Source organism: Glutamicibacter sp. FR1 (genome assembly GCF_047300825.1).
In the GTDB taxonomy this organism is placed as follows: Bacteria; Actinomycetota; Actinomycetes; order Actinomycetales; family Micrococcaceae; genus Glutamicibacter; species Glutamicibacter nicotianae.
This window is the reverse complement of record NZ_CP178602.1, coordinates 456503-479990: the sequence shown is the minus strand read 5'-3', so window position 1 is coordinate 479990 and position 23488 is coordinate 456503. Positions and strand designations below refer to the sequence as shown.

Annotated in this window: 17 protein-coding genes and 3 tRNA genes; 9 read left to right on the top strand and 11 right to left on the bottom strand. The window is 60.0% G+C overall.

Annotated features, from left to right (window positions below):
- Positions 1 to 10: 10 nt before the first annotated feature.
- Positions 11 to 2098: a prolyl oligopeptidase family serine peptidase gene (locus ACLQ8T_RS02360; protein ID WP_204720529.1), complete on the top strand. Its 2088-nt coding sequence runs from the start codon at positions 11 to 13 to the stop codon at positions 2096 to 2098.
- A gap of 63 nt (positions 2099 to 2161) precedes the next feature.
- Positions 2162 to 2253: transfer RNA gene (locus ACLQ8T_RS02355), tRNA-Ser, on the top strand.
- A 955-nt stretch (positions 2254 to 3208) separates the two neighbouring features.
- Here the strand turns inward: ACLQ8T_RS02355 and ACLQ8T_RS02350 are convergent.
- Positions 3209 to 4123, bottom strand: a complete 915-nt coding sequence (locus ACLQ8T_RS02350; RefSeq protein ID WP_038993809.1) for a hypothetical protein — start codon at positions 4121 to 4123, stop codon at positions 3209 to 3211.
- Between the two features lie 30 nt (positions 4124 to 4153).
- Positions 4154 to 6274 (bottom strand): RecQ family ATP-dependent DNA helicase, encoded by a 2121-nt coding sequence (locus ACLQ8T_RS02345; protein WP_413455577.1) that lies wholly within the window; start codon positions 6272 to 6274, stop codon positions 4154 to 4156.
- Between the two features lie 176 nt (positions 6275 to 6450).
- Between ACLQ8T_RS02345 and ACLQ8T_RS02340 the strand changes: the two genes are divergently transcribed.
- The 4 genes from ACLQ8T_RS02340 to ACLQ8T_RS02325 all read left to right on the top strand — a co-directional run bounded on the left by ACLQ8T_RS02340 (position 6451) and on the right by ACLQ8T_RS02325 (position 10214).
- Positions 6451 to 7875 carry a phosphomannomutase/phosphoglucomutase gene (locus ACLQ8T_RS02340; RefSeq protein ID WP_413455576.1) on the top strand — a complete coding sequence of 475 codons (1425 nt, stop codon included), beginning with the start codon at positions 6451 to 6453 and terminating at the stop codon, positions 7873 to 7875.
- Positions 7876 to 7887: 12 nt separating this feature from the next.
- Complete coding sequence (locus tag ACLQ8T_RS02335; RefSeq protein ID WP_038993806.1) at positions 7888 to 8358, top strand: hypothetical protein; 471 nt, start codon at positions 7888 to 7890, stop codon at positions 8356 to 8358.
- A gap of 77 nt (positions 8359 to 8435) precedes the next feature.
- The gene (locus tag ACLQ8T_RS02330; RefSeq protein ID WP_413455575.1) at positions 8436 to 8894 is read left to right on the top strand and encodes an RrF2 family transcriptional regulator; all 459 of its coding nucleotides are present in this window, start codon (positions 8436 to 8438) and stop codon (positions 8892 to 8894) included.
- Positions 8895 to 9038: 144 nt separating this feature from the next.
- Positions 9039 to 10214: a globin domain-containing protein gene (locus tag ACLQ8T_RS02325; RefSeq protein WP_204720411.1), complete on the top strand. Its 1176-nt coding sequence runs from the start codon at positions 9039 to 9041 to the stop codon at positions 10212 to 10214.
- Positions 10215 to 10281: 67 nt separating this feature from the next.
- Here ACLQ8T_RS02325 and ACLQ8T_RS02320 read toward each other — a convergent pair whose 3' ends face one another.
- The 3 genes from ACLQ8T_RS02320 to ACLQ8T_RS02310 form a co-directional block, all read right to left on the bottom strand.
- Complete coding sequence (locus ACLQ8T_RS02320) at positions 10282 to 11364, bottom strand: alpha/beta fold hydrolase (RefSeq protein ID WP_413455574.1); 1083 nt, start codon at positions 11362 to 11364, stop codon at positions 10282 to 10284.
- Positions 11361 to 11888, bottom strand: coding sequence for a PadR family transcriptional regulator (locus tag ACLQ8T_RS02315; protein ID WP_038993803.1), 528 nt, complete (start codon positions 11886 to 11888; stop codon positions 11361 to 11363). The genes ACLQ8T_RS02320 and ACLQ8T_RS02315 overlap by 4 nt, the downstream gene beginning before the upstream one ends.
- Before the next feature lie 168 nt (positions 11889 to 12056).
- Entirely contained in the window at positions 12057 to 13889 is a 1833-nt protein-coding gene (locus ACLQ8T_RS02310) for a phosphoenolpyruvate carboxykinase (GTP) (RefSeq protein ID WP_204720407.1), read from the bottom strand.
- A gap of 317 nt (positions 13890 to 14206) precedes the next feature.
- Here ACLQ8T_RS02310 and ACLQ8T_RS02305 point away from each other — a divergent pair.
- The 3 genes from ACLQ8T_RS02305 to ACLQ8T_RS02295 all read left to right on the top strand — a co-directional run bounded on the left by ACLQ8T_RS02305 (position 14207) and on the right by ACLQ8T_RS02295 (position 15091).
- Positions 14207 to 14280 (top strand) — tRNA-Arg (locus ACLQ8T_RS02305).
- Positions 14281 to 14340: 60 nt separating this feature from the next.
- Entirely contained in the window at positions 14341 to 14880 is a 540-nt protein-coding gene (locus ACLQ8T_RS02300) for a GNAT family N-acetyltransferase (RefSeq protein WP_413455573.1), read from the top strand.
- A gap of 137 nt (positions 14881 to 15017) precedes the next feature.
- Positions 15018 to 15091 (top strand) — tRNA-Arg (locus ACLQ8T_RS02295).
- 76 nt (positions 15092 to 15167) lie between these two features.
- On the opposite strand, the gene ACLQ8T_RS02290 is transcribed toward ACLQ8T_RS02295, so the two are convergent.
- The 6 genes from ACLQ8T_RS02290 to ACLQ8T_RS02265 form a co-directional block, all read right to left on the bottom strand.
- The gene (locus tag ACLQ8T_RS02290; RefSeq protein ID WP_413455572.1) at positions 15168 to 16187 is read right to left on the bottom strand and encodes a LacI family DNA-binding transcriptional regulator; all 1020 of its coding nucleotides are present in this window, start codon (positions 16185 to 16187) and stop codon (positions 15168 to 15170) included.
- A 94-nt stretch (positions 16188 to 16281) separates the two neighbouring features.
- Positions 16282 to 17700: a GH1 family beta-glucosidase gene (locus tag ACLQ8T_RS02285; protein WP_413455571.1), complete on the bottom strand. Its 1419-nt coding sequence runs from the start codon at positions 17698 to 17700 to the stop codon at positions 16282 to 16284.
- Positions 17700 to 18545 carry a carbohydrate ABC transporter permease gene (locus tag ACLQ8T_RS02280; protein ID WP_073707469.1) on the bottom strand — a complete coding sequence of 282 codons (846 nt, stop codon included), beginning with the start codon at positions 18543 to 18545 and terminating at the stop codon, positions 17700 to 17702. The genes ACLQ8T_RS02285 and ACLQ8T_RS02280 overlap by 1 nt, the downstream gene beginning before the upstream one ends.
- 34 nt (positions 18546 to 18579) lie before the next feature.
- A complete protein-coding gene (locus tag ACLQ8T_RS02275) occupies positions 18580 to 19680 on the bottom strand; it encodes a carbohydrate ABC transporter permease (RefSeq protein ID WP_121866123.1) in 1101 nt (366 codons plus the stop codon).
- A gap of 90 nt (positions 19681 to 19770) precedes the next feature.
- Entirely contained in the window at positions 19771 to 21102 is a 1332-nt protein-coding gene (locus ACLQ8T_RS02270) for an ABC transporter substrate-binding protein (protein WP_413455570.1), read from the bottom strand.
- A gap of 269 nt (positions 21103 to 21371) precedes the next feature.
- Entirely contained in the window at positions 21372 to 23126 is a 1755-nt protein-coding gene (locus tag ACLQ8T_RS02265; protein WP_413455569.1) for an ExeM/NucH family extracellular endonuclease, read from the bottom strand.
- Positions 23127 to 23488 lie beyond the last annotated feature (362 nt).

The window sequence follows — 23488 nt, the reverse complement described above, 5'->3', positions numbered from 1 at the left end:
GACTATGGCCATGACTGAGCATGTTTCTGAGGTTGCAAGCACCGATCCATATTCCTGGCTTGAAGGGATCCACGACGAAACGGCACTCGAATGGGTGCGGAACCAGACCCAGCGCACCGAGTCCGAACTCTACGACGACACGTTCCACGCAAATGCGCAGCGGATCAAGACGGTTCTCGATGCCCAGGACCGCATTCCGATGGTGACCAAGCGAGGCGAGCACTACTACAACTTCTGGCGCGACTCGGCCCATCGCCTTGGGCTGTGGCGCCGCACCACCTGGGATTCCTACCTCAGCGACAACCCGCAGTGGGAAGTCCTGCTGGATCTTGACCTGCATGCGCGGCAGGAAGGCCACGAATGGCATTTCGCTGGTTCAGCACTGCTGCGGCCCGCCTCCGGTGATGCGTATGAGCGTGCGCTGCTTCGTTTGAGCCCTGATGGCGGCGACCAGGTTCGCATTCGCGAATTCGATCTGACGTCCAAGAGTTTTGTTCCCGACGGATTCGACCTTCCTGTTGCTAAGACCCAGGCCTCGTGGATTGACCGCGATACCTTGCTGGTCGGTTCCGCAAGCAGCGAGCAATACACCACCCGTTCAACCTACGCGAACACCTTGCGGCGGCTCAGCCGCGGCATGGAAATTGAACAAGCCCCAATTCTCTTCGAAGTCGACAAGGAACATGTCGCAGCATTCGGCTACTACGACTCGACTCCCGGATTCGAACGAATCGTCACCACCGACGCCATCGACTTCTACAATTCCACTGCCGGGGTCTTCATCGATGGGGAACACCATCGGATCGATGTACCAACCGATGTGCAGGTGAGCCTCCACCGGCAGTGGGTCCTTTTTGCCCCGCAAACCCAATGGGAACACCAAGGCCAGCAGATCGCTGCCGGTTCATTGGCCATCGCCCGGTTGGACGCATTCCTTGAGTCCGGCAGCATCGAGAAGATCCTATTCACCCCGGATGCGCACACGGCTCTGGAATCGCTGAGCTTCACCGCCAATTACCTGTTGCTCACCGTCTTGCACGACGTGGCTTCGCAGGTGCGCATCATCGATCTGGCAGACCAGTTCAGCCAGTCCAACATGCCGTTGGAGGATCCAATGCTCAGCGTCTCGGCGGGAGCCGTTGACGTTGAAGATCCACAGCACGGCGATGACTATTGGATGACCGTCACCGGTTTCATCACCCCGACGACCCTGTTGCGCGGCACTGTCGGCGCGCAGGCAGAAGTTGTGAAGAAATCACCGGATCGTTTCGATGCCGACGGTTTTGAAGTCACCCAGCACTTCGCGTCATCCGCGGACGGAACCAGGGTTCCCTATTTCCAGGTCGCGGCAGCTGATCTGGTGCACGACGGGAAGAACCCGGTACTGATGGATGGCTACGGCGGTTTCCAGCACAGCATGACTCCCGGCTACGCAGCGGCGATGGGCACCGGGTGGCTATCGCGCCGCACCGATGACGGCCGCAAGCCGGTATACGTCATGACGAACATCCGTGGTGGTGGCGAGTACGGCCCAGCTTGGCATCGTGCGGCGCTTCGTGAAAAGCGCCATCGCGCCTATGAAGACTTCGCCGCCATCGCCCAAGACCTTGTGGCCCGCGGGGTAACCTCCCGAGCGCATTTGGCTGCCACCGGCCGGTCCAATGGCGGATTGCTCATGGGCAACATGATCGCCGGCTACCCACACTTGTTCGGCGCAATCTCCTGCGGCGTTCCGCTTTTGGACATGCAGCGCTATACCCAGTTGGCGGCCGGCCACTCCTGGATTGCCGAGTATGGCGATCCGGAGGTTCCCGGGGACTGGGACTTCCTGCGGACCTTCTCCCCCGTCCATCGGCTCACCGATCAGCCTCATCGAGTCGATGACTATCCGGCCTCATTGATTTGGACCACGACGTCCGATGACCGTGTAGGTCCATCGCAGGCACGCATCATGGCAGCGAAGATGATGGATCTGGGCATTGGCAACGTCAGGTACCACGAGCCGCAGGACGGCGGCCATGCCGGCTCAACGGACAACGAGTCCACCGCGAAAATGCTGGCGACCAGCTACGAATTCCTGTGGCGACAGGTGCGTTAGCTCTCTCGTTTTGGAACACCCACCCATCTTCAGGTAGGCTAGATTCTGCTGGAAACAGCGGATGGACACGTGCCAGAGCGGCCGAATGGACTTCACTGCTAATGAAGGGTCGGGCTAAAACTCGACCGGGGGTTCAAATCCCCCCGTGTCCGCCAAAAAACCCCTAGTCAACTAGGGGTTTTTTCGTTTCCAGGTCAAGAATAAGACCCGTGGGTCAAAACAGTCGGAATACTTCTCCATGCTGTTTTCGCAGCGAACCTCGAGAAATACTCAACACTGCTTGGCCACACCCAATGCAGTGCCAGATGGAGAACAACCGGTGCAGTTCAATTCACCGTCATTCGACATCAACTAAATGCCATACGGAAGCCTATATTGGCCACAAGATTTGCTGTTTAAATTAGTCCAGCCCCCGCTGATGATGCATCAGCGGGGGCCAGGTGCGAGTTTTGCGCCAAGAAACAGAATCCCCATTCTGTTTCTTCAAGAACTTTCGATTCCCCAAAAACGATTGCCCAGCGTGAAACCTAAGCTTAGGATACGTCGTTAAACCTTTAACGCCTAGCAATTTTTCAAACTGGGAAAAGTATTTAATTTCTTCGTTCCACTTCTTATTTTGCTCTTCTGGTATTACAGTTGCCATTGGCTTATGCCAATCAAAGAATCACCAGTCAGGCATCGATTTCGTAGCCCCCAAACGCGACCTCGAAATGGTGAAGCCCGTCAGTCTCCCCCAAAACTGGCGGGTTGCCTGCTTAACGAAGAAAATTCCCGACTGGCGCATTGAAAGTTGACCAGCATTTCGTAAAGTGGTCCGTTTCGGGAAACATGCCCTGGGAATCGCTAACAGTCGTTTGGCGCACCTTAGGCACGTCCACGCGCCACCCGGGCACAAGTACACGTTGGGCATCCTAGGGCACTAGAAACAATCACCCGAAGCGCCGGCCTGATTGCGGTGACGTTCTTTTTCGCCGTCGCACTGACCTGCAGTGCCGGTAGCTTGCGAGCAGAAAACGCGAACGGGCGAGCACACCGCGTCGACTTCGGCCAGTTGCCGGTCCAGTCGGGGGCGCAAATGGCTGACCGTCCAACGTCACTGGATTGCCGCTGCTAATCCTCGCGCTTCACGAAAGTCCGCAGCATGTTCTGCACGATATCTTCCGGCAACGACGTATGGCGGACGATAATTTCCGACATCCGTTCCAGATCGGTATCTGCGATGGCATCGAAGAGCGCTTCGCGTTCAGCTTCCGGAAGCTCGGCAGCATCAAAATGCACAGGACCATCCGGTCCCTGGCCTTCAAAACGGAAGTCTGCGACATTCCCGTTGGCGTTCGCGCCAGACATTGGGGATGTGGAGATCATGCGTTCCAAATCCTCGACCGGCAGGTCCGTATAGCCGTGAAGAATCTTTGCCGCTGCTTCAAAGTTGGAATCCCGCAGCATCGAGAACAGCTGGTCGTATTCATTGGGCGGCAGCTGCTCGCTGGAAAACTCACGGCTCTCGCCGTCAAGCTCAAATGCCATCTTGAAATGCGTGGCACTGGGTTCCTGGAGGGAACTGAACTGCTCACTCCATTCCTGGGGAACAACCCAGGGATCATCGGCCGATGCTGGCGCTGACTCGGCAGCGGCAGTTGCCGCCGCTTCTCGATCTTCGCGCTCAACTTGGGCTTCGAGCTTGTCGCCCAGGGCCTTGAGCTCGGTATCATCGTTCGGTAATTCCTTGGCAGGGGCAGTCTGCGGGTACTTGTCGAGGCTGCGGACTGCGATCACGCAATTCTTGACCGAGTCGCCGGTAGCCTCGCGGAAGTCCTTGACCGCGCCCATGATGTCGCCCTTGGCCAAATTGCGGTACACCGAATTACGGGAAGCATCATCTAGTCTCGCGTTCGCGGCCTGTGCCGCCTCACGGGAAATCGCCTGCGCGATTTGCGCAGTGTTCTTCTTGCGAAGCGCTTGCAGACCGAAGTAGCCCAAGGCAATCACTGCAATGAGGACAACGAGCCAGATGAGAAATTCCATACTTCCAGACTACTTTGTTTAACTGTGCGATTACCCAGCTACGCCCAAAGTGAAAGGCATGACACCCGGAGCGCCGGCGATCCGCAAGGCCCGTCCAGCCATCGCGATAGACCACCGCGAATCGACCAGGTCGTCAACGAGCAGCACCGGCCCTGGTGCATTGGCAATGAGCTGTTCAAGCTGCGTTGGAAGCTCGAACGCATCAGCCACCGCGGCAACACGGAATGCCGAGTTTCCTCCCGGACCATTCTGCGGTCCGGTACCGCGATATTCGAGCTGGCCCAGATAGCGCAGCCGTCCCACCTCCGCCAGGCCTTGGGCCAGCGAGGTGATCAGCTGGGGGCGCTTATTCGATGGCATGGCCACCACACCCACCGGGCGTTCCTCCCAGTTCCATTCGGCAAGCACCTTGACGCAGGCCTCGAACATCGCCTTGTCGATCGGGTTGTCGGCAGGGTCGGCGAAGATCTGGCGCAAGCGGTTGCCCCAGCCGAGGTCAGTCAACCGGGCCAGCGCACGACCCATGGCCACCTGCTCGTCAACAGGGATCTTGCCTTTGAGCGCGTAGCCCAGCCGATCCAGTCCGGAGGGGTACAGCTTGCGCGGCTCGATAGGCACACCCACCCGGCCCAGGGCCACCTGCGCACTGTCCTTGGAGTCGTCGGGAATATGGTCGTCGAACCACACGCCGGCGCAGTTGTCGCACCGGCCGCACGGCGCGGACTGCGGGTCATCCAACGCATCGGTCAGGAACTGCATGCGGCAGCCACGCGTGTTCTCATAGCTGACCATGAGGTTCTGCTCATGGACCCGGCTCTGCGCCACCCGCTTGTAGCGATCGGCATCATAGGTCCACGGCATGTCCGTGCGCATCCAGCCGCCAGCCACGCGCTCCACTGCGCCGTCCACCGCCAGGACCTTCAGCAGCAGCTCAAGCGGCGAGCGCCGAAGGTTCACCGCGCTTTCCAACGCCGGGACACTCATCGCCCCGTCGGCCTTGGCCAGGGCCTCGAGCACCTGGGTGGCACGCTCCTGGTCCGGCATGGAGCTGGTGGCGAAGTATTCCCAGATTTCCGAGTCGTCGGGCCCGGGCAGCAGCAGCACATCCGCGTTGACGCTTCCACGTCCGGCACGGCCCACCTGCTGGTAGTAGGCCACCGGCGAGCTGGGCGCACCGACGTGCAGCACGAAGCCGAGGTCCGGCTTGTCGAAGCCCATGCCCAAGGCGCTGGTGGCGATCAGCGCTTTCACTTCATTGTTCTTCAACGCCTGCTCAAGGCGTTCGCGTTCTTCCAGATCTGTGCGTCCGGTGTACGCGGCAACTTCGTGCCCGGCGTCCTTGAGCAGTCGGGCAATATCCTCTGCCCCAGAAACCGTCAGGGTGTAGATGATCCCCGAGCCCTTGAAGTCCTCGATGTGGCTGAGCAGCCAGGCCAACTGCATCCGCGGCGAAGCCAGGCGCAGGACACCCAGGCGCAGCGAGTCGCGGGCCAGGGTGCCGCGCAGCGTGAAGACCTCTTCGGTGCCTCCGGCCAGCTGTTCGGCCACATCCTGGACGACTCGGCTGTTCGCGGTGGCGGTAGTCGCCAGCACCGGCAGGCCCTGGGGCAACCGGGCAATCAGATCCCGGATGCGGCGGTAGTCGGGACGGAAATCGTGGCCCCAGTCGGAAATGCAATGCGCTTCGTCGATCACCAGCAGGCCCAGGCGCTGCATCAGCATCGGCAACTGCTGCTCGCGGAAGGATGGATTGTTCAAGCGCTCCGGGGATACCAGCAGCACATCGAGCTCATTGCGCTGCAGCTTTTCGAGAATCTCGCGCCATTCGAGCACGTTGGCCGAGTCGATGGCCGCGGCGCGGACGCCGGCACGCTCCGCGGCCGCGACCTGGTCGCGCATCAGGGCCAGCAGCGGCGAAACGATCAGTGTTGGCCCGTAGCCCTGTTCGCGCAGCAGCAGGGAAGCGATGAAGTACACCGCGGATTTGCCCCAGCCGGTGCGCTGGACGACGAGTGCACGGCGCCGCTGGGCCACCAGCGCGCTGATCGCTTCAAACTGTCCGTCATGGAACTGCGCGTCCGGGTTTTGCACCAGGGCGCGCAGCTTCTGCAGTGCCAGCGTTTTCAGATCCACTTGCGTTGAGCCATCCATGCCTCCAGTATTTCAGTTCCCGCCTACGATTTGGCTCGCGGCGCCCGCTGATTGTGGATGGGCTCTGCCCGGCGGAGGTGCGGCCAGTATCCATCAGCAGAAATGTTAGGCATTTCCCACCTGGATTCGCTTGCATCTCAATGATTTGAATCGGCCTAGCCGGTAGGCTGAAAGGCGTGAGTGAACAGATTAACCTGAATCAGAGCTTTAAGGCCTACGACGTGCGTGGCGTGGTCGGCGAGACCCTGGATGCCGAAGCAATTGAAGCTATTGGCGCTGCCTTTGTCGACGTGCTGTCGCTGTCCGGCAAGGACGTGCTGGTTGGTGGCGATATGCGTCCGTCCTCCGCGGAATTCGCCCAGGCCTTCGCCCGCGGCGCCACCTACCGCGGTGCCAACGTGGTCATGCTCGGATTGATTTCCACCGATGAGCTGTATTTCGCCTCGGGCAAGTTCAATGCCGCCGGTGTCGTCTTCACCGCAAGCCACAATCCCGCCCAGTACAACGGCATCAAGATGTCCAAGGCCGGCGCCCGCCCGATTTCCTCGGCAACCGGCCTTTTCGACATTCGCGATCTGGCCCAGCAGTACCTGGACGAGGGCCTGCCGGTCTCCGGCGATGCCCCGCAGGGCAGCATCAGCGAACGCGATGTGCTGGCCGACTACGCAGCCTACCTGCGGGAATTAGTGGATTTGTCAGCCATTCGCCCGTTGAAGATCGTGGTGGACGCCGGCAATGGCATGGGCGGCATGACCACCCCTGCAGTCCTCGGGGGCACGGTGCTGGCCAAGTTGCCGCTGGAGATCATCCCGCTCTACTTCGAGCTGGACGGCACGTTCCCCAACCACCCCGCCAACCCGCTGGAACCGGAGAACCTCAAGGACCTGCAGGCAGCGGTGCTGGAGCACGGCGCCGACCTCGGCCTGGCGTTCGACGGCGATGCCGACCGCTGCTTCGTGATCGACGAGCGCGGCCTGCCGCTATCCCCCTCGGCCATCACCGCGCTGGTTGCGGTGCGCGAAATCGCGCGAGTGCAGGCCGCCGGCGAACAATCCCCGGTGGTCATCCACAACTTGATCACCTCCAAGGCGGTGCCGGAATTCGTCGCCAAGGCCGGCGGCACCCCGGTGATGACCCGCGTGGGCCACTCCTTCATCAAGGCCGAGATGGCCGCCCAGGGCGCGGTCTTCGGCGGCGAGCATTCGGCCCACTACTACTTCCGCGACTTCTACAATGCCGATACCGGGATGCTCGCCGCCATGCATGTGCTGGCCGCTTTGGGCGGGCAGCAGCTGCCGCTCTCCGAGCTGGGTGCCGAGTATGAGCCATACGTTGCCACCGGTGAAATCAATTCCGAGGTGGAGGACAAGGCCGGAGCCACCGCCCGCGTGGTGTCCCACTTCCAGGACCAGCCAGTGGACGTGACAACCATGGACGGCACGACCATTTCGGCAGCCGACGGAAGCTGGTGGATCAATCTGCGCCCGTCGAACACCGAACCGTACCTGCGTTTCAACGGCGAGGGCCGGACCGCGCAGATCATTGAGCCCATTCGCGATGCCGTGCTGGCTATCGTGCGTGAGAACACCGTCGCCAACTAGCAAAGGGAAGACATGAACCTCGAAGAACTGGATGAAGGCGTCAAGGACGCGCTGAACAAGGTCTTGGGCACCGCCCTGGGCGTAGCTCGCGAACAGCTCGAAGAGCAGGGCGTGTTCCTGCCTTTCGCCATCGCGCTGGAACCGCAGGAAGGCGAAGACGAGCCGGAGCTGCGCCTGATTGCGGTTCCGCCAACGGACGATCCCGAGGATCCGGAAGCCGACATCGACACCGAAGCCATGGTTGCCGACCTGATGCAGGTGCTGAACCAGCAGGGCACCCACTTCCAGGCCATCGCCGTCGCCTCCGACGTGCTACTCCAGGACAATGACCAGGACGCCATCCACATTGTTGCCGAGCACCGCATCGGTGCCGCGCTGGCCATCGTGCAGCCGTACACCATGCCTGCCGAGCCAGGCGGAGAATGGCACTTCGACGAGCCGGCGGCGGAGTCGGCGGAAGCCATCTGGGCCAACGCGCTCTAGCCCGCTTCGGGTGCTTTCGGGGTCGGCATAGTCACTATGCCGACCCCGAAGCGCTTTTCCCGCGTAGAGTGGGAAGCATGAAACTCAGTGCCTTCACCGACGTGTGCCTGCGGACCGTGATGGTCCTGGCAACTCCCGGCACCGGGCAACTGACCAGCCGCGAGATCGCCGATTCGGTCGGGGTTCCCTACAACCACGTTGCCAAGGCAGTGCTGGAACTGCGCACGCTGGGCATCCTGCAGGTCAGCCGCGGCCGCAACGGCGGCGCCGCCTTGAGCGGAGAAGCGCTGGATTTTTCCCTCGGCGGGCTGCTGCGCAAATTGGACAAGCGCACCGATATCGTGGACTGCACCGATCATGACGCGCAATCCAACTGCCCACTCTCGGGCAACTGCCGCCTGCGGGCGGTCTTCCGCCAGGCACGCGAAGCCTTCTACGCCTCGCTGGATCCGCTGACTATCAGGGATATCTGCCCGAAGTCAGCAGCGGAGCCCATCACGCTGCTCCCCTTCCCTACCGTGCGCAGCATTTCCTAGTTCCACTTCACCCATGAAGTGATACCGGTCACTTCTGTTGCGAAACCGGCCAATCGATTTGCAATCCTTTTCTACTGAGCGTAGAAATGAATCATAAATCTTGTATTTCAAATACAAGTAATCACCTACGCCCAAGGAGACCCGATGCTGTCCACCAAGTCCTTCCCGGTCATTGAAGCCACGCTGCCGATCATCGCAGAGCGCATTTCCAGCATTACCCCGAACTTCTACAACCGCCTGTTCGCCGCCCACCCTGAACTGCTCGACGGAATCTTCTCCCGCTCGAACCAGAAGAACGGCACCCAGCAGCAGGCCCTGGCAGGATCCATCGCGGTCTTCGCAACCTACCTGGTCAAGCACCCGGGCGTCACCCCGGAAACCATGCTCGCCCGCGTGGCCCACAAGCACACCTCCCTCGGTGTCGTCGAGGAGCAGTACCCGATCGTCTACAAGCACCTCTTCGATGCCATCGCCGAAGATCTGGGCGATGCACTGACCCCGGAGATCGCCGAGGCCTGGACCGAGGTGTACTGGCTGATGGCCCATGCGCTGATCAAGATCGAGAAGGGCTTGTACGCGCAGCAGGCCAACGCCGAGATCTACACCCCGTGGAAGCTTGTCGAACGCACCGAAACCGGTGTCGATTCGGTCAGCTTCAGCTTCGAACCAGCTGACGACACCCCGGCGACGGTCGCCAAGCCAGGGCAGTTCGTTTCGGTCCGCATGCCGATGGCCGACGGCATCCGCCAGGTTCGCCAGTACACCCTGAGCGGCGATATCGAGCAGACCAACCGCCGCACCATCACCGTCAAGCTGGATGTGAACGGCGAATTCTCCCCGGTCATCCACAACGACCTGAAGCTCGGCGACGTGCTCGAGCTGTCGAATCCGTATGGCGATCTGGTCATCGATGAGGATGGCTTGCCACTGGTGATCGCTACCGCTGGCATCGGCTGCACCCCGAGCGCCGCCGCGCTGCAGACACTGGCCGCACGCGGCTCCAACCGCAAGGTCACCGTGCTGCATGCAGACCAGGAAGTGGGCGCCTGGCCATTGCGCGAGCAGATGCTCGATTCCATCGCCAAGCTGCCCCAGGCCACCCTGGGCACTTGGTTCGAACGCGGCGAACTGCCGGAAGAGCTGAACGCCAAGGCCGGCTACATGGATCTGACCGATGCACTGGCCGAGGACGCCGAGGTGTACCTGTGCGGCCCGCTGCCATTCATGCACGCGGTGCGCAACCAGGCGCTGGAAGCCGGAATCCCAGCCGAGCGGATCCACTATGAGGTCTTCGGCCCGGATGTATGGCTGGCCGCCTAGCATCCAGGTCTTGCAACCGTGCTGCAGGTGGAATCATGGGGAATCCACCTGCAGCACTTTTTTGCCGCTATTTTCCGGTATCCGCGGCAGATTCCGGGTGATCACCCTGCAGCGGAGCCTTTTTCTTGAAGTCGAGTTTCTTCGGATCCAGCTTCGGCGGATAGATTTTGCCGCCGAGCTTTCCAGGCTTACTCGCCTCCGCTCCCTGGACTGGCGGTGCCGGCAGATCGGCATCGCGGTCTTCGGATTCCGGAGCTTCGGCAGGCTGCTCGACTGGCGCAGCCTTGGCGCCGCGTGCCGGTTTCTCGGCCTGCGGGTCCACCAGGATCTGGTGCAGCCCTTCCTCTGAGATCCACTTGCGCAGCACCGAGTTGAACAGGATTGGGTTCTCGATGTTCCATTGGTGGTGCATGCCAGGGACCACGCGCGTGATCACCTGCGGGAGCTTGGCGCGCAGCGCCACGAAGGATTTCTGCACCACCTTCGGCTCCTTGGCTCCGACTAGGGCCAGCACCGGACCCTGGTAGGAGTCGAGCTTCTCCGGAAGTCCCCCGGGCTCCATCTCGTCCATGATGGCCCGCAGGTTCTCGGCTTTCAGCTTCACCCCGTGTTCGGTGAACAGCTCCCGCTCGTCATCCACCAACCCGTAGGCTCCGGCCTGGAAACGCCAGTACCACTCGCTGCCGATGAGCTTGAGCTGCATCCGCTGGAAGGCCCTGGCCGCCTGGCCCACACCGGTCACCGGTGTTCCGGTGATCATCACGGATTCAACCAGTTCCGGATGCCGTGCCGCAACGTGCAGCGCGATGACGCCGCCGAGGGACATGCCCACCAGGTGCACGCCGCCTTCGGAAACTTCGTCGGCGATCAAGGCCGCGACGTCATCGGCGGCGGATTCCAGGCCTTCCCAGGTCTCCTCGAACCGGGCGCCAAAGGCCGGCAGATGGAGGGTGAGGATGTTGTAGTCGCCAAAGGCCAGCACCTGCGGGTCCCAGCTCCAGTTGCCGACGTTTCCGCCATGGAGGAACACCAGCGTCTGCATCGAGCGTTGGGCATCGTGATGCCGGCCGGGATGCACTTCCGGATAATCGGTGGCATCGCGTGCCGCACTGCTTGCAGGGGTCTTGTTCTGGTCTTTGGCTGCAGTCATGGCAAGTACTCCAATACCGCGTCGAGCCATTCCAGCTCCGCGGCTTGTTGTCGGATTGCATGGTCAAGTGTGGCAGCCATCAGGAAGCTGCGACGGTCCGCAGCGGCGCGCATGTCAATGCCTTCGCGCTGGGAAAGGTAGTCATCGAGGGTGTACTGCGTGGCTTGGCGGCGTTCCTCCAGCAGATTCTGGATCTCATCGCGCTCGAGTTCGGCGGCAAAGAACACCTGCCCCATGAAGGGGTCGCGTTCGGGAGACTGCACTGCCCCGGCAGAAAGCCACTGGGCCAAGGCCTCGCGTCCTGCTTCGGTGATGTGGTGCTCCTGGCGGTCCGGGTAGTTCGATTGCGCGACGGTGCGCACGGTGGCGTATCCCTTGTCCACCAGCTGCGCCAACGTGCGGTAGATCTGCGCCTTGTCTGCGTTCCAGAAGTGGTTGATAGAGGAGTCAAAGTGCTTCTTGAGCTCGTAGCCAGTCATGGGCGACAAGCACAGCAGCCCGAGAATCAATCGTGCCAAAACCATAGGGCAATCTTTTCACACATAGTTGATTTTGCACCCACTTCAACCCGGCGTGTGGAAACTGTACCCAGATTGTGACAATTCCTTGGCTGCGCATGGGAATGCCCCGGCCACTGGAAGTCCAGTGGCCGGGGCATTCTCGTGAGCGGATCTGCGGGAGATCCAGTTTTGCTAGGCGCTCAGGCGGGCCTTCAGGCCGTCGAGTTCTGCGCGCAGCGAGGACGGCAGGGCGTCGCCGAAGTTGGCGTACCATTCCTCGATGCCCTCGACTTCCACGGCCCATTCGTCCTTGTTGACAGCAACTGCTGCTTCGACGTCGGCTGGGGTGAAGCCTTCCAGGCCGGTCAGGTCCATGGACTCGCCGGTCGGGACGTTGCCGATGATGGTTTCGCGGGCGTCAGCGGTGCCTTCGATGCGCTCGATGGCCCACTTCAGCACGCGCGAGTTGTCGCCGAAGCCTGGCCATGCGAAGCCGCCGTCAGCGGTGCGGCGGAACCAGTTGACCAGGAAGATCTTCGGCATCTGCTCCGGGTTGAGCTTGTCCGAGATCTTGTCCCAGTGGTTCAGGTAGTCGCCTGCGTTGTAGCCGATGAATGGCAGCATCGCCATTGGGTCGCGGCGGATTACGCCGGTTGCGCCGGCAGCGGCCGCGGTGGTCTCCGAGGACAGGGTCGAACCCATGAAGATGCCGTTGGTCCAGCTGCGGGCTTCGGTCACCAGCGGGATGGTGGTCTTGCGGCGGCCACCGAACAGGATCGCGTCGATCTTCACGCCGTTTGGCGAGTAGTAATCGTCCGAGAGCATGTCGACCTGGCCGATCGGGGTGCAGAAGCGCGAGTTCGGGTGCGCTGCGGGACGGCCGGACTCCGGGGTCCAGTCGTTGCCCAGCCAGTCGGTCAGGTGCGCAGGGGCCTCGTCTGTCATGCCTTCCCACCAGACGCCGCCCTCATCGGTCAGCGCAACGTTTGTGAAGATGTTGTTGCCCTTGGAGATGGCGCGCATGGCGTTCGGGTTGGTGGACCAGCCGGTGCCTGGAGCCACGCCGAACAGGCCGTACTCAGGGTTGACGCCGCGAAGCTCGCCGTCCTTGCCGATGCGCATCCAGTTGATGTCATCACCCAGGGTTTCGGTCTTCCAGCCTTCGATGGTTGGATCCAGCAGCGCCAGGTTGGTCTTGCCGCAGGCCGATGGGAAAGCCGCGGCAATGTGGTACGACTTGTTCTGCGGGCTGGTCAGCTTCAGGATGAGCATGTGCTCTGCGAGCCAGCCTTCATCGCGGGCCATGGCCGAGGCGATGCGCAGCGAGTAGCACTTCTTGCCCAGCAGCGCGTTGCCGCCGTAGCCCGAACCGTATGACATGATGGCGCGCTCTTCGGGGAAGTGCACGATCCACTTGTCTTCGTTGCATGGCCATGGAACATCTTCCTGGCCTGGTTCCAGGGGTGCGCCGACCGAGTGCAGAGCCGGAACGAAGAAGGCGTTCTCGGATTCCATCTTGCGCAGCACTTCATTGCCGATCTTGGCCATGATGCGCATCGAGGCGACAACGTAGGCGGAATCGGTGATTTCCACGCCGTAGGCAGGTACTTCTGCATCCAGCGGGCCCATGACGAATGGGATGACGTACATGGTGCGTCCACGCATCGAGCCATCGAACAGGCCGTTGAGCATGGATTTCATCTTGGTCGGGTCTTCCCAGTTATTGGTGAAGCCCGCATCTTCTTCCTTTTCGGAGCAGATGAAGGTGCGCTCTTCAACTCGGGCCACGTCCTTGGGGTCCGAGAAACCGGCGTAGGAGTTGGGGAAGTTCGGATCGGTCAGCTTGACCAGGGTACCGGCTTCAACCAGTTCGGCAGTCAGGCGATCATTCTCTTCGACAGACCCATCAACCCAATAAACACGATCCGGCTTCGTCAGTGCGGCAACTTCCTCGACCCAGGATGCCAACTTCGCGTGCGAAGTAGGTGCTGCGTCGATAACGTTCTGATCCGAGCTCGTGCTCATTATCCATTCCCTCCATTGGGCTGAACTTGCAATAAATCAAGGCTAGGGTGTGCTCGACGCCCGCGCCGTGTGATCGAAACCTCATGAAAGTGAAACCCCGGGGGCCAAAAAGAGAAAATTCCCGCAATTCCGGAGGTTAGGCTAACCAGCGCACCCGCATTAAGTGACCAAGGTCACGTAGACCGGTACCCTTTCAATGTCTTCACATAACCTTCTGTTCACCCGCGCCGAGTAGCTTTGCCCGTCGATTTGTACAGCGCCAAATCGACCTGTATAGTTATTCGAGGTTCGTGAGAACGAGCTGGACAAAAGAATATGCGCCCATAGCTCAGCTGGATAGAGCGTCTGTCTACGGAACAGAAGGTCAGGGGTTCGAATCCCTTTGGGCGCACAAATTGAAATTCTCACTCGATCGAGTGGGAATTTTTTGTTTCCCGCAAGGAATGAGCCGATGAACCACGTCGTCTTGGATGGCCACCTCAGCCTGTGCCCGTTGGAAATTGCCGACGCGCGGCAACTCGCCGAGTCCTACCGGCGCAATCGGCAGCACCTTCAGCCCTGGGAACCGGCCCGTCCCGCCGAGTTCTTTACCGAATCCCATCAGGCGGCAAGCCTCGCCGCAGCCGCAGAAGCGCGGCGGAGCGGACTAGCCTTCCCTTTCGGGCTCTTCGAGCACAAGAAGCTCATCGGTCGCTTCAACATCAGCGGCGTGGTCCGCGGCGCATTCCAAAGCGCCAGTTTGGGCTACTGGATCGATCATGAGCACACAGGCCGCGGCCTGGCTTCCCGGGCCGTGGCCGCCTTGCGCACCGCTGCGCTCAACGACCTGGGGCTGCACCGGCTGGAAGCCAGCACGCTCCCCTACAATCACGGGTCGCAGCGCGTTCTCGAGAAGAACGGCTTCGTCCGCATAGGGATGGCACCGAACTACCTGAAGATCGCAGGACGCTGGCAGGATCAATACCTCTACCAGGCGATCTTGCACGATTAGCAGGCTTCCAGCTCCGTCGATTCCGAAGTCGACTAGTTATTTTGTGAAACACCGCACTTTTGGCCGTTTTGGTTATTGCTCCCGGAAAATCTCGTGTAAAGTTATTCAAGTCGTCAAGACGGCAAGCAATTGAATAAGCGCCCATAGCTCAGCTGGATAGAGCGTCTGTCTACGGAACAGAAGGTCAGGGGTTCGAATCCCTTTGGGCGCACAAATTGAAATTCCCACTCATTCGAGTGGGAATTTTTTTGTTATTCCTGCCGATTCAACGCAGGCACCGCGAGGGACTAGTGCGAGGCGCGCAGCACCAATCTCGTGTCCATGATGCTCCACTCGGGCACCTGTTCCCCGTTGATGCGCTTGATCAGCAGCTCCGCCATGATCTCGCCCTGGCGCTCCGGGTTCTGCGCAATAGTCGTCAACGGCGGGGTCGAGCTCAGCGCGAAGGAATCGTCATCAACCGAGGTGACCGAAATGTCCTCGGGAACTTTCACACCTGCTTCGGCCAGCGCCTGCAGGGCGCCGAAGCCCATCTGGGCGCTGGCGGCGAACAGGCCGTCGACCGCGAGATTAGCATCCAGCAGGTGCTGCATGATGCGCCGTCCGCTCGCCGGGGTGAAGTCGCCGAGCTCGATAGCTACAGGTTCCAGGCCAGCGTCTTCAACCGCCTGCCTGAATCCCACCAGCCGGTCCAGCCCCGCGCCCATGTCCTGCGGCCCGGCAATCGTTGCCAGCTTGGTGCGGCCCTGCCCAATGACGACCTCCGTCGCCTGCCTGGCGGCGGCAATGTTGTCGATATCGACAACATAGATGTCTTTCTGGTCGGCACTCATGGTGCGCCCGCCATAGACCATGGGCAGCACGTTTCCGAGATCAGCATAGGAGCGGTCATCTGCGTGGTGCGAGAGCACCAGTGCGCCATCCACGTTGCCGCCTTGCAGGTAGCGGGTGGTCTTTGCAGGATCCGCTTCGGTGGACAGCAGCAAGGTGAGCATGAATTCGGTGCCGGCCAAATACCGGGCCACGCCCTGGACCACCTTGGCGAAGTACGGGTCGGCAAAGAACTTCGCGGTGTTCTCGGGAACCACCAAGGCAACGGAATTGGTCCGGCCCTGTGCCAGGGAACGGGCAGCGCGGTTGGGCACATAATTCAATTCGCGGATCGCCAATTCGACAGCCTTGCGGGCTCCGGGCTTCACCCGATCCGAGCCGTTGACCACGCGGGAAACCGTGGCGCGCGAGACACCTGCGCGTTCTGCCACCAACTCGAGGGTCGGCTTCGGACTGCGCGCTTCGTGCATGCTCATGTTCTGTACCCAGGTGCCTTGCAGTAGTTCTTCGTGGAAACGCGATGGTGGCCCGCAGCACCGGGAGCGGGCTGCGGGCCACCATGCTCAGGTGTTATGCCATTGTACGATTCGCGGCAATCAACCCCGCGTAGGTCCGGCCGCTATTCTTGATCGTCCGTTCCTGCGTCTGGTAATCGACGTGGATGATTCCGAAGCGCTTGGCGTAGCCCCAGGCCCATTCGAAATTATCCAGCAAGGACCAGAGAAAGTAGCCGCGGACATCCACGCCATCGCCGATCGCGCGGGCGACGGCATCGAGGTGGTTGAGGATGTATTCCTCGCGTTCGGTATCTTCAATGGTTCCGGCCTCGGTGACCGTATCCGTGTAGGACGCGCCGTTCTCCGTGATGTACAGCGCCGGCATATTGCTGTAGTCGCGCTTCAGGCGGTTCAGCAGCACGCGCAGCCCCTCGGGATTCACCTCCCAGCCCATGGCCGTGCGCGGCAGGTCGCGGGCCGGGAAGCTCACGTACTCGCTGCCGACAAACGGCGAGGACTTCGGCGCATCGGTGGGCACGATGGCCGGCGGCTGGCCGGCTGGCAGCGGATGGCCCGAGACGTTGTCGTCGTGGTAGTGGTTCACACCCAGGAAATCGATTGGCTGCGCGATGATCTCCAGATCCCCGGGCTCGATGGATTCGGCCAGCCCCAGTCCTTTGACGTCCTCGAGCAGGTCTTCTGGGTATGCGCCGCGCAGGATCGGATCCAGGTACATCCGGTTCCACAGCGCGTCGATGCGGCGCGCGGCTTCCAGGTCCACAGGATCTTTCGGGTCGTTCGGCACCGCGTTGGTCAGGTTCAGCGTGATACCGATCTGCTCGGCGCCCAATTCGCGCAGCCGGGATGCGGCCAGCCCGTGGGCCAGGTGCTGGTGGTGCACCGCGGCCAGCGCGGCCTCGGGCTCCTGGCGTCCCGGGGCGTGCTCGCCGGCGGCGTAGCCGATGAGCGAGGAGCACAGCGGTTCATTGAAGGTCGTCCAGTGCTTCACCCGGTCGCCGAGTTTTCCATGCACCGCTTCGGCGTAGTCGAGGAACTTGTACGCGGTCTCGCGGTTGGCCCAGCCGCCGCGCTCTTCCAGGGCCTGCGGCAGATCCCAGTGGTAGAGGGTCAGCCACGGCAGGATGCCGTTCTCCAGCAGCTCGTCGACCAGCCGCGAGTAGAAGTCCAGGCCCTCGGGGTTCACCGTGCGCCCGCCCGGAACGATGCGGGCCCAGCTGGTGGAGAAGCGGTAGGAGTCCAGGCCCAATTCGCGCATCAGCTGCACATCTTCGCGGTAGCGGTGGTAGTGGTCCACCGCAACGTCGAGATTATCGCCGCCTGCGATGGCCCCCTGCTTGCGGGCGAAGGCGTCCCAGACGGAATCCTCCTTCCCGTAGGAGTGCGCCGCCCCTTCGATCTGGGCTGCCGCGGTGGCAGAGCCCCACAAGAAGTCCTTCGGCCATGCGAATTGCTGGGATAGGTGGTTCGTCATCAGCCCTTTACAGCTCCTGCCATAATTCCGGATACAAGTTGCTTGCCTGCAAGAATGAAAAGCACCAGCAGCGGGATCGTCGCCATCAAGGCTCCGCTCATCACGATGGTGTAGTCAACGTATCGTGCAGACTGCAGCTGGCTCAACGCCACCTGCAAGGTCGGGTTCTGCGGCGCCACCAGCATCGGCCACAGGTAGTCGGTCCACGCGGTCATGAAGGTGAACAGCGACAGGATCGCCATCGCGGGCCGGGCCGCTGGGACACCGACATGCCAGAAGGTGCCGATCATGGAGGCGCCGTCCACTCGGGCAGCCTCGATGAGCTCGTCGGGGATATTATCCACCAGATACTGGCGCATGAAGAAGACGCCAAAGGCTGTCACCAGGGTTGGAATCATGATCGCTCCCAAGGAACCGGTCCACCCCAGTTCCTTCATCATCATGAACATCGGGATAATCCCGAGCTGAGTCGGCACCGCCAGTGTTGCAATGACAAAAACCAGCAGTCCCTGGCGCCCGCGGAAGCGCAGCTTGGCGAAGGCGTAACCGGCAAGGGTAGAAAACATCACCACCGAGAAGGTAATAACTGAAGAAACAATCAAGCTGTTACCCAGCGCAGCCCAGAACTCCACCGAGTCAAAGACCTCAGCCACGTTAGTCCAGAACTGTCCGCCCGGAAGCAGCGGTGGCCATGCCGAAGAAAAGACTGCACCAGTAGAAGAACCAATCACAAAGGAATACCACAGCGGATAGGTACTTCCGATAAGGAAGGCCAGCAGGATGCCGTAGGTGAGAAATCCTGGACGCCGGTCGGCAGAAAAGTTCTTGTTTCGGGCCTGGCGCATCAACTTGGGTCTAGCAGTTGATTGCAAGGTAGCGTTACTCATCGTTGGCACTTTCTCTGAGTGAACCGGAAGGATGGGATTTGATACGTTTGGCTTTTCGGCCTGGAATCCGTCGAGGTCCGCGCTTATCTGAAGACGAGGCGATGGTGCCGGAGATCAAGAAGTTGATCACTCCGATCACGATGATGATCAAAAACAGCATCCAAGCCACGGCCGAGGCCCGCCCAAAGTCCCCGCGGTTGAAGGCCAGATCCCACAGATAAAGCACCGTGGTTTGATACTGCCGATCAGGTCCGCCCGGAACCGAACTACTGGGGTTAAAGAGTTTGGGCTCGGTAAAGATCTGTAAACCGCCGATGGTCGCTGTGATGATCACGAAGATCATGGTGGGACGGATACTTGGCAGGGTAATGGAGAAGAAACGGCGAATCATTCCTGCCCCATCGATCGCCGCCGATTCGTGTAATTCGCGAGGTACGGCCTGCATGGCCGCCAGCAAGATCAACGCGTTGTACCCAGTCCAACGCCAGTTCACCATGGTGGCAATAGCCATGTGGGAGGGGAACACATCGGTTTTCCAGGCAATCGTGTCCAGGTTCAGTGCACCGAGCAGGTTGTTGATCAGTCCGTATTTCTCGTCGAAGGCAGTGGAGAAGATCAGCGTGACTGCCACCGGAGTCACCACGTAGGGAACCAGCACGCTCATCCGCCAAAAAGTTTTGGCCCTGATATTTTGATCAAGCATCGCTGCGATGAAGGTGGCGACCACCAGCTGCGGGATCGCAGAGAGCAGGAAGATGCTGAAAGTGTTGAACAGCGAATTCCAGAACAGCGGTGAGGCTAGTTCTGCCTGGTAGTTTTTCAGCCCCACCCAGTCACCGGCTCCACCTAGCAGGTCCCAGTCGTTGATTGATACCACGAAGGTGTAGATCAGTGGGAAGAGCCCAACCAGCGCGAAGAGGATGAAAAAGGGCGAGATATAAAGGTATGGGGAGTACTTAAAATCCAGTCGGCCACGCAGGTGCTGGCGTCGCATTTTGCGTTCTGCCTTGGCTTCCTGCAGCCTTTCTGGGGTGGGCGTGCTGGGTTTTTCGGCCCGTAGTTTCGGCCGTGACATGGGTGTCGTGGTGCTCATCGGTGTCTTCTTTTCTGCTGCAGTTGCGCTCTGTGGGGCCAGGTCAGTGATGAACGCTGACCCCACAGGGCGCTATGTCGGCCAATCCGATTACTTGATTTCCAGTTCCTGCAGCGTTGACAGAGCCGTGTTCCACGCGGTGTACCCGTCAGTGCCCTTGTCAATGGCGATAGTTGCTGGACCGAAGACCTGCTCCTGAATCACCGAATCATCCGCGCCCTTGTACTGTGCCTTTACGCCCTCGGCACGGTTCGAGAGAATTTCACCGATCGGTGCACCATTGAAGAACTTGGTCAGGTCGTTCTCACCGGTCACAGCCTTGGACTTCTGTGCTTCGATGTTGCTTGGGAAGGCTCCTGCTTCTTCGAAGGAAGTCGCCTGCGAGGTGGCGTTGGTCAGGTACTGCGCGAGCTTGGCCGCCTCAGCGGGATGCTTGGAAGTGCTTGGCACCGTCAGGAATGCACCGCCCCAGTTGGCTGCGCCGCCAGGGAAGACATCGGCAAAGTCCCAACCGTCCGATGCGTCGCCACCGGCGCCTTCAACCTGACCCTTGACGTTGCCCAACATCCAGCCTGGGCATGGCATCACTGCGAAGGAGCCGTCGACAAATGCTTGTCCCTTGCCCCAGTCCCATTGGGTCTGCGCCGAGGACAGGCCCTTGGACGCTGCAGCCGACAGTTGATCCCACCGCTCACGCAGTGCGGTGTTTCCCTCAATGTTCAGTGAGCCATCAGCCTTGTAGTAGCCTTCATCGAGCTGGTTGACCATGGCGTTCCAGACGAAGCCGGACTGGTCATAGAAGGCCTTGTCGGTTTTCTTCACGTAGTCCTCGCCCACGGAGAAGAAGTCATCCCACGTCGAGTCGGCGCCGCCGAAGAGTTCGGCAACCTGTTCACGATCGCTGGGCAGACCGGCTGCCTTGAAGAGCTTGCTGTTGTAGCACAGGCCCATAGGTCCGATGTCGGTGCCGTAGCCGATGGTGCGACCATCGGCGTCGGTGGCCTGCTGTACTTTCCAGTCCACCCAGTCGCCGGCGATATCTTTGGCACCGTATTCGTTGAGGTCGGTGAAGCTATCTGAAACGGTCATGACTTGGCCGAGCCAGCCTTCTTCCACAGCTTGAACATCCGGCAGGCCTGCGCCCGCGGCTTGTTTGGTTTTCCAGTCGGTCAGTGCGTTGCCACCGGTGTCGATGTTGGTGGCTTCAATGGTGATGCCTGGGTTATCGGCTTCGTACTGCTTGTACAGAGGATCCAAACCCTGGGTGCCGAAGGTGGTGATGGTCAGGGTGACAGGATTATCCGCGGAGGCTGGCTGGGCGGCGTCCTTGCTATCGCCCGATGCGCAGCCTGCTGCGAGCAGGGCAATACTTGAGCTCAGGGCTACAACCTTGGCTAGCCGAGCTGTTCGTGAGGGGTTCACGGTGACTCCATTCAAGTCTTGTTTGTGCGAGTGAGGTGAGACCAACACATTTTGAGAGCGCTCTCAAAATGTGGCAAAAATATGAGGGTTCTTCCTGAACCCCATTTGCCATAGCAATGACAGCAACTCCGCTTAGCTATTTTGTGAGCGCTCTCACAAAACTTCTTCCATAATTTTCCACAATGGATTCTGCTTGTCAACCCTTAACGAAAGAATCGGCCAGACAACTACCCCATTGGGAGTTGCCTGGCCGATAAAACTAGCTGAAACTAGCCCTTCTTGTTCAACTGCAATCCAACCAGAACCGGATCATGATCCGATGAACGGTACTGGTTCGAGCTAAACAGGTTGGTGATGTTGTAGTTGTAGCGGCTGTATTCATAGCCGACGGATTCGATGGCGTTGATATTCCAGATATCCTGGCCGGTGACCTTGGAAGCCAGCTCTGGGGAAGCCAGAATATGATCCAAGGAACCGCTCAGCCCACCATAAACGTAGCTCTGCGAGTCAGCCTTGGCACCGAGATCAACGTAGCCCGCCTCGGCGAGCACTCGAATTGGATCTTCGGCAGCGTAGGAATTGAAGTCGCCAGCGAGCAAGACCTTCTGGGTGTTGCGTGACTTCTTCAGCTGATCAGCAAAACTGACCAGCGCCTTAGCCTGATCTACTCGATCGGCGTTCCAGGCACCCTGGCCATCGCCGGAGTCAGCGTTGCCCGAACCGTCTTTCGGGTCTGAGCCCTTCGACTTGAAGTGATTGGCTACGACCACAAAACGAGTCTTCTGATTTCCGCCGACCTTCTGGAAGGCTTGGCCCAGTGGTTCGCGCGCATTATCAAAGGCCTCGTCTTCGAGAATGACCGATTCGCCGATCGGCTTCACAGCTTTGTTGCGGTAGATGATCGCGGTGCGGATCACGTCTTCATCAGCCGGGGTAGCATCCGGGCTTGGGACAAATTTCCAGATCTTTGAACCGGCTGCCGAATTCAACTGATCAACCAGATTAGCTAGGGCAGCATCACGATCCTGACCAAAACGGGCCGAGTTTTCAATTTCTTCAAGCACCACGACATCCGCGGTAAATTTGCTCAACGCAGCAACAATTTTGGACTGCTGACGTTCAAAACTGGCCTGGTTGGCAGCTCCACGAGCGTCGCATCCTTGACGGACGGTCACTGGATTACCTTCGCGGTCCGAGTAGTAGCTGCAACCGGAAAGTTCATCGCCGGTAGTGGTGAAGTAGTTCAGTACGTTGAAGCTACCTACGGACACGTTGCCGCCGACATCCTGTGGGGCACTATTATCGATCTGCTCAAAGTGCAAGGCGATATCTGCGTCATCGGAGCCGATCACCTGCCCCTGAGGCTGTAGTCGCCACAGGTCATACCGGTAGTCCAGAATCATCGGTCCGGTGAAAGTGACTTCCGCTCCAACACTGACGCGATGGGCAGAATCAATATATGGCAGGGCAACGGTGGTGTTTCTGGCGGTGCTGAAATTCAAGGTGGCACCATCGTCCACCACGATCGAGCGCTGCTCGTTTTCTTTCCCTAGCTCAGCGGCCTGCGCACTGCCCGGAGCAAAGACGTCGGTGGGCTGACGCAGCAGCTTTTCGCCTGGGAGGATCGAGCTTGTTCCCATGGCTAGGGTCAGTTCACCATATTGGTTCAGCGAATAGTTATCCGAGACAGTGAACTCACCCTGAGGTTCAATGAGCATGGATTCGATCTGCTCGCGCCCGGCTTCGTCGCTAGGCAAGGTGATGGCCAATGGCTTAATGCTTTCGGCCGGCTCACTCAGGGACTTCACACTCTGGGCCTTGATCTGGGTGAGCCCGTAGTACTCACTGACCGTTCCAGAGACCTGCAGGTGGTCCCCGACCTCAACTGAAGCTACATCGTCCGGGGCGTAAATGAACACCGCCGAGCTTCCGTCTGTTGGAATCTGTGCCCCACTACCGGCGCTTTGTAGGTAGAATCCGCGAATTCCACCCTCTGCATAGGCGGCGGTCACCACGCCACGCACGGTGGTCTTTTGGCCGACCAATGGGGAGGTATCCCCCGTACCTTGCACCTGCTCGATGGGGGTGATCCCCACCGTGTCAGCCTGAGCTGCGGTGAAGGTGGATGCAACAACAGCCCCGGACAGCAGAACTGCCGCAATACTGGTAGTTCGTCTCTTGCTCATAGTTTCCCTCGGTTGATGATCGTTGGGCGGTAGTCAGAACCGCCAATGGCGACTAGGCTTCGAGGTAATCAGAGTTCAGTGAACTACTCGTGAACTCCACAGCGTTTATAAGGCTTAGCCAAGAACCATCCAAGAGCATCAAGCGGTTTACGTCTAGACGTGATTAAAGGAATGTTTTCCCTATTTGAACTGACCGGTCA

What these genes read in the sequence shown, in the direction of transcription:
- ACLQ8T_RS02350 (WP_038993809.1), bottom strand. Translation starts at nt 4,123, where the DNA reads ATGGAATTTCTCATCTGGCTCGTTGTCCTCATTGCAGTGATTGCCTTG.
- ACLQ8T_RS02335 (WP_038993806.1), top strand. Translation starts at nt 7,888, where the DNA reads ATGAACCTCGAAGAACTGGATGAAGGCGTCAAGGACGCGCTGAACAAG.
- ACLQ8T_RS02310 (WP_204720407.1), bottom strand. Translation starts at nt 13,889, where the DNA reads ATGAGCACGAGCTCGGATCAGAACGTTATCGACGCAGCACCTACTTCG.
- ACLQ8T_RS02300 (WP_413455573.1), top strand. Translation starts at nt 14,341, where the DNA reads ATGAACCACGTCGTCTTGGATGGCCACCTCAGCCTGTGCCCGTTGGAA.
- ACLQ8T_RS02285 (WP_413455571.1), bottom strand. Translation starts at nt 17,700, where the DNA reads ATGACGAACCACCTATCCCAGCAATTCGCATGGCCGAAGGACTTCTTG.
- ACLQ8T_RS02330 (WP_413455575.1), top strand. Translation starts at nt 8,436, where the DNA reads ATGAAACTCAGTGCCTTCACCGACGTGTGCCTGCGGACCGTGATGGTC.
- ACLQ8T_RS02290 (WP_413455572.1), bottom strand. Translation starts at nt 16,187, where the DNA reads ATGAGCATGCACGAAGCGCGCAGTCCGAAGCCGACCCTCGAGTTGGTG.
- ACLQ8T_RS02360 (WP_204720529.1), top strand. Translation starts at nt 11, where the DNA reads ATGACTGAGCATGTTTCTGAGGTTGCAAGCACCGATCCATATTCCTGG.
- ACLQ8T_RS02275 (WP_121866123.1), bottom strand. Translation starts at nt 19,680, where the DNA reads ATGAGCACCACGACACCCATGTCACGGCCGAAACTACGGGCCGAAAAA.
- ACLQ8T_RS02315 (WP_038993803.1), bottom strand. Translation starts at nt 11,888, where the DNA reads ATGGTTTTGGCACGATTGATTCTCGGGCTGCTGTGCTTGTCGCCCATG.
- ACLQ8T_RS02345 (WP_413455577.1), bottom strand. Translation starts at nt 6,274, where the DNA reads ATGGATGGCTCAACGCAAGTGGATCTGAAAACGCTGGCACTGCAGAAG.
- ACLQ8T_RS02280 (WP_073707469.1), bottom strand. Translation starts at nt 18,545, where the DNA reads ATGCGCCAGGCCCGAAACAAGAACTTTTCTGCCGACCGGCGTCCAGGA.
- ACLQ8T_RS02325 (WP_204720411.1), top strand. Translation starts at nt 9,039, where the DNA reads ATGCTGTCCACCAAGTCCTTCCCGGTCATTGAAGCCACGCTGCCGATC.
- ACLQ8T_RS02320 (WP_413455574.1), bottom strand. Translation starts at nt 11,364, where the DNA reads ATGACTGCAGCCAAAGACCAGAACAAGACCCCTGCAAGCAGTGCGGCA.